The sequence below is a fragment of the Xenorhabdus lircayensis genome (genome assembly GCF_016306625.1).
Lineage (GTDB): Bacteria > Pseudomonadota > Gammaproteobacteria > Enterobacterales > Enterobacteriaceae > Xenorhabdus > Xenorhabdus lircayensis.
The window spans coordinates 147,401-156,239 of the sequence record NZ_JACOII010000006.1; the positions used below are offsets into that span (position 1 = coordinate 147,401).

An 8,839-nucleotide genomic window follows, 5' to 3' on the forward strand; every position below is an offset into this window, starting at 1 on the left:
TTGCTCACAGATTTGCATATTTTTTCAGCTGGAAACGCTGTAAGTTACATGTATGTATCTAAATTCCCTATTTTTTTACATTTTAGCTACAAATTTGACTAAAATACAACCATTAAATATATTAAATCATAGGTTATATTTTATGTATTCAATCCATCAGGAGGTAACCATGCTGGTACCAACGCTCAGGCATTTCATTAATGGTCGGTATATTGAATCTAAAGGTTCCGAATATTTTGATCTGGTTAGTCCGATCACTGGTGAATCTTATGCACGTTCTCCTAACGCGGGCGCAGCCGATGTTGATGATGCTTATGCATCAGCTAAAGAGGCGTTTAAAATATGGAGACGCAGCACACCCTCGGCACGTCAGCAGGCGTTGTTAGCGCTGGCTGACGCGGTGGAAAAAAACGCTGAACGTCTGATTGAGTCGCAGAGCCGCAATACAGGGCAGCTCAAGCACCTGATTGCTTCCGAGGAGGTTGCGACATCGGTGGATCATATCCGCTTCTTCGCTGGGGCAGCTCGTTTTCTGGAAGGCAAGGCTACAGCTGAATATCTTCCTGATATGACCACCAGTATCCGACGTGAACCGCTGGGCGTGGTGGGGCAGGTTACCCCATGGAACTATCCGTTGATGATGGCGATATGGAAGATAGCACCTGCGCTGGCAGCAGGTAACACCGTGGTGCTTAAACCGAGCGATACCACGCCGGAGAGTACTCTGTTGCTGGCTGAACTGGCCGCTCCGTTCTTCCCCGCCGGCGCCTTCAACGTGGTGCTGGGTAATGCCAGCGCAGGCGCACTGGTAGTTTCACACAAAACGCCGGCGATGGTTTCCATCACCGGTTCCGTACGTGCAGGTTTGCAGGTTGCCTCTTCGGCGGCGGCTAATCTCACCAGAGCACATCTGGAACTGGGTGGCAAAGCGCCGGTGGTTGTTTTTGCCGATGCGGATATGGACAAAGCGGTGGAGACCATTACTACCGCAGGGTACTTCAACGCGGGTCAGGACTGCACGGCAGCTTCACGTGTGCTGGTGCATGAATCTGTTCACGATATCTTCGTTACTAAACTGGCGGCGGCGGCTAAAGCCACCCGTTTTGGCGATCCAGAAGATAAAGAGGCGCTGTATGGGCCGCTTAATAATGTTAGCCAGATGGAGCAGGTCAAAGGGTTCATTGCGCGTCTGCCCGCTCATGCCCGTATCGAAACAGGAGGCCGTCAGGCCGATCGTTCGGGATATTACTTTGAACCTACGGTGATTACCGGTCTGGAGCAGTACGATGAAGTAATTCAGACCGAAATTTTTGGCCCTGTTATTACAGTGCAGAAGTTCCTAACAGAACAGGATGCTATCGAGAAAGCTAATGATGTGAAATACGGGTTGGCCTCCAGTGTCTGGACCCGCGACCATGGTCGCGCATTGCGCCTGTCTCGTGAGCTTGATTTTGGAACTGTCTGGATTAACACCCATATTCCTCTTACGGCAGAGGCACCGCATGGCGGCTTCAAGAACTCTGGATACGGTAAAGATCTGTCGGCTTATGGTTTCGATGAATATACGCGTATCAAACACGTAATGAGTTCCAACGACTAATACAGGACACCCATAATGAATCAAAATAGATCTTCACGTGACCTGGTGGTGCGCGCACATCACGAGCTGTTTACTGACCGTGATGTGGGGGCGCTTGAGCGTTATTTTGCGCCGAATTTCATCGAACATTCCCCGTTGGTCAAAGATGGTCTTGCCGGACTACGTGAACGGGTTCAGGCACATCCTGAACTGCACCATGAAACGTATCGCGTACTACAGGACGGTGACCTCGTTGCTATCCACGGCCGTTTTACGGGGTTAGATGATCAGCTGTTGGTCGGTTTCGATCTGTACCGGGTTGCCGATGGCCTAATCGTGGAGCACTGGGACGGCTTAGTGCCGCAGTCCTCGCCCAACGCCAGTGGCCGAACTCAGTTAGATGGCCCGACTGAAACGGGCCATAGCCATGACAGAGAGAAGAACCGCGAACTGGTGGTTAACTTTTTCACCCGTACCCTGATCGAAGGACACTATGATGAATTTGGAAACTACACCAATGGTGAAGAGTTTCGCCAACACAGCCCTGATATTCCCGATGGTACGGCTGCGGTCATTGCGTTTCTTCAGCAACTCAAGAATGAAGGGCGGGGCCTGCAATATGCAAAAACCCATCGTACAGTAGCCGACGGGCAGTTTGTTCTGAGCCATTCGGAGGGGAGTATTGCCGGAGCACGTCACAGCTACTTTGAGCTATGGCGCATCGAGAACGGCAAAGTGGTTGAGCTTTGGGATGCCATCACCCCGGTACCGGGGGATGCGCAAGCGCTGCATCGCCACGGTATTTTTTAGCGTTGTTTGCAGACAGTCTGAAATCTCATGTCATTTCAACCAGGAATTAGAGAATGACGGCATATTCCATCATTTATGCACCGCTCGATCAGGCTACCCGAACCGAACAGGTTGTGGAACGTTTAAGTAACGCGATCATCTCCGGGATATTACAGACTGATGAGCAGCTGCCTAACGAAAACGAGCTGGCGCGGCTGTTGGGTGTGTCACCGGTAACTGTTCGTGACGCCTTGAATACGCTGCGGGCCAGACAGTTGATCGATACTCGGCGCGGACGTCATGGCGGTAGTTTTGTGTGCCAGGTCTCTGTTGAGACAATGCGGAAATATCACCCTCTGCGGCTGATGGCTTCAGGCGAACTGGCGGATTTCAGCGAGTTTCACTGTGCAGTGATCGGCCACAGCGCTAGGCTTGCGGCTCAACGTTCAACACCGGGTGAACTGAGAAAGCTTGGACAACTGATCGACAGCTTTGCGGCCGCGACTCAACCGGATGCCCGTATACAGACAGATATGCGCTGTCTATTAACTCTGGCATCCCAGTCACAGTCGGCCAGGCTTGCCAATCAGGAGCTGGAGATTCAGGCTGCATGGACGCCTTTGGTGGTGCTTCTGTACCGAGAGGCTGCCGTTCACAGTGAGGTGGCCGCCGCCTGGCGTACACTCTTGGCTGCTCTGTATAAGGGTGATGGCCTAACCTGCTACCAGCTGGCGCAGAAGATGATTACCCAAATTACCGACCACTTGCTTGAATACAAATTGCGTGTGGATACTGACGCGCCATTCTTGCAGAGATCTGATCGCGAGTAACGCGGCTGCATACATCCCAAGAGAGGGAGGAAGCATATGTACAACGACATATACATAGAACGGGCCAGGAGCATCCTGAACGATATTCTGGTCACAGCGCAGCAGGCCACAGCAGCTCTAGCGGATGAGACAGCGCGTATTTTATTGGGGCTACCATTGTATCATACGGAAGGTGTCCGCTTGGCGCAGGAGCAACGCGGCGCATTGCAAAAACATATCCACGATATACTGCGTAACAACGCCTGGTGTAACGGGGCGGGATTTGCCAGCTATGCGGTACCGAAGGCGGTTGGGGAGGAGGACGGTTACTGGACGCTGGAGTGGTGGCGTCAGGAAGGGAATACCATTCAGTATGCGCAGCTGGAACACAATCAGGAGCAACGCAGGCGTCTGGATTTCCGGTTGTTTGAGTGGTTCCGGCAGCCATCCAGCCGTCATCTTCCCGTTATTGACGGCCCCTATGTGGATTATGTCTGCAACGGTGCCTACACGATTACGATAGCCTATCCAGTGCTTATCGGTGAGGAGTTTGCCGGTGTTGCGGCGGTGGATATGCTGGTTTCGACGTTGGATCGGTTACTTCTGCCGGCTCTGGGCGCTATCGGTAAGCCAGCATTGATTATTAATGACGATGCGCGTGTCGTGACTTCGACAGTGCCGGGAGTGCGTTCAGGTTCGCTATTGAAGAGCCAAGACGTTAACCGGTCGGCCGATGGTGAAATACCTTCACTGCGTCTGGTGATCCTGCCGTCATCACACACTGAATCACACAGGGCGTTTGTCTGCTGAAGCCCACTTATTCAGATTGCTCAGGAGTTTTTACTTATGACTGAATCTATGTTAGCTAAAAGGCGCAGCGCGGCTATCGCAAAAGGCGTTGGCGTGACCACACAAGTCTATGTTGAGCGTGCGGAAAATGCTGAAATCTGGGATGCTCAGGGGCAACGCTATATTGATTTTGCCGCTGGTATCGCCGTGGTGAATACCGGCCACCGCCACCCGCGCGTCATTGCCGCCGCCAGAGAGCAGCTGGAACAGTTTATCCATACCTGTCATCAGGTAGTGCCTTATGAAAATTATGTAGCGCTAGCCGAACGACTGAACCGTCTGGTGCCGGGTAATTTTGTGAAGAAGACCGTCTTTGTTACCACCGGGGCTGAGGCAGTAGAAAATGCCGTGAAGATCGCACGTGCCGCTACCGGGCGCAGCGGCGTGGTGGCTTTCAGCGGCGCTTTTCATGGCCGTACTTTCCTCGGTATGTCATTAACCGGCAAAGTAGCCCCATACAAAATGGGGTTCGGCCCGCTGGTTAGCGACGTTTATCGTGTTCCGTTTCCGGTAGGGCTGCACGGTATCAGCGTGGAACAGACGCTGAACGCACTGGAGAATCTCTTCAAAACCGATATTGAGCCCACGCGCGTCGCAGCCATCATCATCGAACCGGTACAGGGAGAAGGTGGTTTCTATCCTGCACCTCCCGAACTGCTCAAATCCCTACGCGAAATTGCCGATCGCTACGATATTGTACTCATTGCCGATGAGATTCAAACCGGTTTCGCGCGTACAGGCAAACTGTTTGCCATGGAACATCATAAGGTTGCGGCCGATCTGACCACAATGGCAAAAGGTCTGGCGGGGGGATTCCCGCTGGCGGCTGTAACGGGACGAGCAGAGCTGATGGATGCAGTGGTACCGGGTGGCTTGGGGGGAACCTATGGAGGTAACCCGGTGGCGATTGCGGCTGGCCATGCAGTGCTGGATGTGATCGAAGAAGAGAAGCTGGCTGCGCGTGCAACGCAGCTAGGAGAGCGGCTAAAACAATGTCTGCATGAACTGCGACCGCGTGTCCCGCAGATCACTGACGTGCGTGGGCTTGGGCTGATGATTGCAGTGGAGTTTAACCATGCGGACAGTCAGGAACCCGATGCCGGCTTTACCAACGCGGTGCGTCAGAAAGCACTAGAACGTGGCCTGATTCTGTTGACGTGTGGTGTACACGGTAACGTGATCCGTTTCCTTCCACCGCTGACTATACCAAATGATGTTTTTGACGAGGCACTAAACGTTCTGGAATCTGTGCTGCTCGATCTGAACGGTAAAGAGGGAAAGTAATGGCCGGGAGCTCTAGTGTAAGAGTGATGCCTGAGTGAGCCAGTGTTTGGTTTGCTCAGCATTTTCCCTCCGATGGCTATTCTGCCGCTTAACCGATGGGCAGCTAAGGAGAGAGATTAACCCAAAATGAGCATGGCGGCAGGGAAAAACCCGCTGGTTCACAAGAGAGGACAACAATGCACTGGTATTTAATTGTATTAAAGAATTATACCTGTTTCAGGGGGCGAGCCCAGCGTAAGGAGTTCTGGTATTTCGTTCTGTTTCAGATTCTGGCTGTTCTCATCATTTCTTTCCTAGAAAGGCTGTTTGCTGTTGCCAATCCCGAAATTTATATGGGGTGGTTCAGCGCTATCTATCTGCTGCTCACATTTTTGCCAGCGCTGGCGGTAAATGCCCGCCGCCTGCACGATATCAACTGTAGCGCTTGGTGGCTACTATTACATCTTATCCCGTTTGTCGGCACTGTTATCTTACTGATTCTCGCCGCTCTGAAAGGGCAGGCGGGCAGCAATAAATACAGTTCAGAGAACGGGATTTACTCACAGGGAAATACCCCGGGCCAGGCTAACGGGTAATTTCCGGTCATAAAGGAGTGCTGAAATGGCAATGAACAGAAGAGATTTTATCTCTACTGCCGCGACCCTCGCAGGGGTGGGAGTACTTTCATCAATACTTCCCACCACATCTCTGCTCGCCCGAACCTTAACTGCGGTCGATGTTTCGGCTGTCAATATTGACCAACTCCGGCCGACGCTGTTGCAGGATGCACAGTACAGAACCAGCCGGTTGGGGTTGGATCCGCGCATCTGGAACTGGCATAGAAACGTGGCTACCAACGCCATGCCAGCCAACTACTATGAGGCCTCCCTGGCTGATTGGCCGGCTTTTGGACGCTTTCCTAGAGACCAACATTGTGAGGTTGTGGTCATTGGCGGCGGGTTGCTGGGTGCTTCCACTGCGCTGCATCTTGCAGAAGCGGGCGTGGATGTGATTCTGGTTGAAAAGGATAACATTGGTTCGGGAGCCTCTGGCCGTAATGGAGGGCAGATGACCCCCGGAATTGCTCGCTGGTCAGCGGAAACTATACTGGAAAAATTTTCGCCCGATGAGGCCAAACGTTTATGGCGTTTTACATCAGTTGAAGCGATGGATCTTGTGGATGAACTCCGAGAGCGTTACGGTTTTGAATGTGACCGCAAATATGGTCATATTACCACCGCGATACACCCAGGTCATATGGGACCATTGGTGGCTAATGCTGATGCCCGGCAACTCTTGGGAGATACGGCGGTGAAGGTTATTGGGCCACATGAATTGCAGGAAGAATATGTCCGTTCGAGTATTTATCATGGTGCCAATATCGACAGTATCGGTGGACAGGTTCAGCCTCTGGCGCTGCTGCGAGGCCTAGTTTATGGCTTTGCCAAACTGGGTGGACGAGTCTATGACAGCACGAAAGTGAAGGGCATCAGGCAGGATGCCAGCGGCACGGTCATAGAAACTGAACGGGGAGTTATCAGGGCGAGCAAAGCCGTGGTACTGGGGGTGCATGGCTCCACCGAGGAGTTTATCTCCGGCCCTTCCACTACAGTACCTTTTTTCACCTATGTGGCGGTAACTCCGCCGTTGTCGGTGGATATCAAAGAACTGATCCCGTCAGATCTGCCAGTCTACGATACACAGTTACAGATAGACTATTATCGCGCGGTGCGCGACAACCGCCTACTGTTTGGTGGACAGGGCACCGGCAACTCCTGGTCACCGCGTGATGTAAACAACTATTTGCTTGATCGCATCAGAACCGTGTTCCCGCACTTGGAAAAACCCGAATTGGAATACTCTTGGGGCGGGATCAGCGATCTGACCCTGAACGGTGCCACCGATGCTCGCAAAAGCGGTGACAGCGTCCCTGTGTATATGGTGCATGGCTGGAGCGGTCATGGAGTGGCGCAGACGGTTCGCATTGGCAAAGCCATCAGCGACGATCTCACCGGACGCAATCACGACTTTACCATGCTTACCCGCATCGAACACTCGAGTATACCGCTGGGTTCCTATCTCTCTCCGGTGGCTATCCCATTGATTAAAAGCGCTCTGGGAGTGATAAACACACTTAATCCGGCAGATATGGTTTCGTTCTGAGTGGCTGGCTAGTTTCTCCATTAGCCGTAATGGCCGCTATTATGTGCACTTCACTACCGTTAAAGCAATTTTCCACAGGAGACCGGAGAAAAACGCCGGGGCTTGCCGTATCGGGGATTATTAGCATCGAGCAAGGTCAGGAACGAACTTCATCATGCGGTATTTCGCGCTGATAGCAGCGCGGCCGCTATGTATTATGAAAATGTGTTGTTGATATAGTTTAAAAACCTGTCGGTATTATTAAAAGTGGTTTTGTCATTAGGTATGACCATAACAAACGGCTTGATAGAAAAGAAAGGGAAATTATCTACTATCGTATCAGAATTGTAATTTAATGTATTAATCGGGATGGAGCATTGCTAGACTGAAAAATATATTTTTATCGTAGACTTTAATATTTTTAAAGACTTTTTGTAATGCCATGGACATTTTCACATCCAGCTGCCGTTTTTCCTTCAAAGCATTTTCTAGGAGGCAAATGGCTAAATTTACCTGCGTTAATTACAGGGAGTTTATCTCCTGATTTATTTTACTCCGTTGGTTTATATAATATAGTAACAACTGCGCATCACTTGATCGGATGGTTTTATACTGTATAAAACCATCTTTCCTTTGTGTTTATTAAAATTCTTAACTATACACCTATTATCATATCCTTTTTCTAAAATTTCCCCGATATCTTTTACTTACTATGAAAGTAAGGTTATAAGAATAGTGTTGTTTTTGTGTCGTCGTTATTCATAGGTGCGGTAACTCATATTGGCTGGGATGCATTTACACACGAGAAAGGTTTTTTTGTCGAGATAATTCCTTTATTACAGTTTCGTATTCTTCATTCTATGACTAACGGGCAGGGGATAAGTATATATAAAAATTCTGCAGCACCTCAGTTCATTGATGGGATTACTGTATCTCTGTATTAAGTATTCTCAATATCAGAAAAAATTAGATCCCTACACTTAGAAAATAAAACTTTATCGTCTTATTAGTATTGGGTTTATCTCTGGGATTTTGACATGCCCTGTAGCATTGTATTTATCTCAAGAGGTGTCAGGATTAAATATAAGTAGATTTGTTTTTAGGGAACTTACTTTCACTGTACCCGTTTTTTTCATTATTTTAGTTCTTATAGCTTTATGGATAAGGATAAGAGTATGAGGGAAGAAAAGTATCAGTGACGCCATATTTCTTCATGAAATAACTTGATAATGGGTATTAAGCATAATGCACTGTGAACATAACGCAGGAAAAGAGAAGGCTGCCAAAAAAACAGTAACTTGTTGATTTATGACAAGAAATTCAAGTTCATGAAGTTATTATCCATTCCTGTTTATTTAACATAATATAGATTGTGCGAACCAAGGTTGTCTATCCAAAGTTAAAATGT

General features: G+C 49.7%; 7 protein-coding genes and 1 pseudogene. All 8 read left to right on the forward strand.

All coding sequences use genetic code 11. The annotated features are described in order from the left end of the window. The first annotated feature begins 169 nt into the window (after nt 1-169). The 8 genes and pseudogenes from H8A87_RS00995 to H8A87_RS19695 all read left to right on the forward strand — a co-directional run bounded on the left by H8A87_RS00995 (nt 170) and on the right by H8A87_RS19695 (nt 8,375). Nucleotides 170-1,600, forward strand: coding sequence for a gamma-aminobutyraldehyde dehydrogenase (locus H8A87_RS00995; protein WP_198688168.1), 1,431 nt, complete (start codon nt 170-172; stop codon nt 1,598-1,600). Nucleotides 1,601-1,648: 48 nt separating this feature from the next. Continuing rightward, complete coding sequence (locus H8A87_RS01000) at nt 1,649-2,389, forward strand: nuclear transport factor 2 family protein (protein ID WP_332460311.1); 741 nt, start codon at nt 1,649-1,651, stop codon at nt 2,387-2,389. Nucleotides 2,390-2,442: 53 nt separating this feature from the next. Beyond that, a complete protein-coding gene (locus H8A87_RS01005; RefSeq protein ID WP_198688170.1) occupies nt 2,443-3,198 on the forward strand; it encodes a FadR/GntR family transcriptional regulator in 756 nt (251 codons plus the stop codon). 36 nt (nt 3,199-3,234) lie between these two features. Then, on the forward strand, nt 3,235-3,987 hold the full coding sequence (locus H8A87_RS01010; RefSeq protein ID WP_198688171.1) for a cache domain-containing protein: 753 nt from the start codon (nt 3,235-3,237) through the stop codon (nt 3,985-3,987). Nucleotides 3,988-4,023: 36 nt separating this feature from the next. Next, the gene (locus H8A87_RS01015) at nt 4,024-5,310 is read left to right on the forward strand and encodes a 4-aminobutyrate--2-oxoglutarate transaminase (RefSeq protein ID WP_198688172.1); all 1,287 of its coding nucleotides are present in this window, start codon (nt 4,024-4,026) and stop codon (nt 5,308-5,310) included. Between the two features lie 176 nt (nt 5,311-5,486). Next, on the forward strand, nt 5,487-5,885 hold the full coding sequence (locus tag H8A87_RS01020) for a DUF805 domain-containing protein (protein ID WP_198688173.1): 399 nt from the start codon (nt 5,487-5,489) through the stop codon (nt 5,883-5,885). A gap of 25 nt (nt 5,886-5,910) precedes the next feature. Continuing rightward, the gene (locus H8A87_RS01025; RefSeq protein ID WP_198688174.1) at nt 5,911-7,452 is read left to right on the forward strand and encodes an NAD(P)/FAD-dependent oxidoreductase; all 1,542 of its coding nucleotides are present in this window, start codon (nt 5,911-5,913) and stop codon (nt 7,450-7,452) included. Nucleotides 7,453-7,868: 416 nt separating this feature from the next. Next, nucleotides 7,869-8,375 (forward strand): annotated as a pseudogene (locus tag H8A87_RS19695) (DUF4184 family protein). The last annotated feature ends 464 nt before the right edge of the window (nt 8,376-8,839 follow it).

Bases quoted from the DNA above. Each gene is read 5' to 3' on its own strand.
- H8A87_RS00995 (WP_198688168.1), top strand. From the start codon at position 170: ATGCTGGTACCAACGCTCAGGCATTTCATTAATGGTCGGTATATTGAA.
- H8A87_RS01005 (WP_198688170.1), top strand. From the start codon at position 2,443: ATGACGGCATATTCCATCATTTATGCACCGCTCGATCAGGCTACCCGA.
- H8A87_RS01010 (WP_198688171.1), top strand. From the start codon at position 3,235: ATGTACAACGACATATACATAGAACGGGCCAGGAGCATCCTGAACGAT.
- H8A87_RS01015 (WP_198688172.1), top strand. From the start codon at position 4,024: ATGACTGAATCTATGTTAGCTAAAAGGCGCAGCGCGGCTATCGCAAAA.
- H8A87_RS01020 (WP_198688173.1), top strand. From the start codon at position 5,487: ATGCACTGGTATTTAATTGTATTAAAGAATTATACCTGTTTCAGGGGG.
- H8A87_RS01025 (WP_198688174.1), top strand. From the start codon at position 5,911: ATGGCAATGAACAGAAGAGATTTTATCTCTACTGCCGCGACCCTCGCA.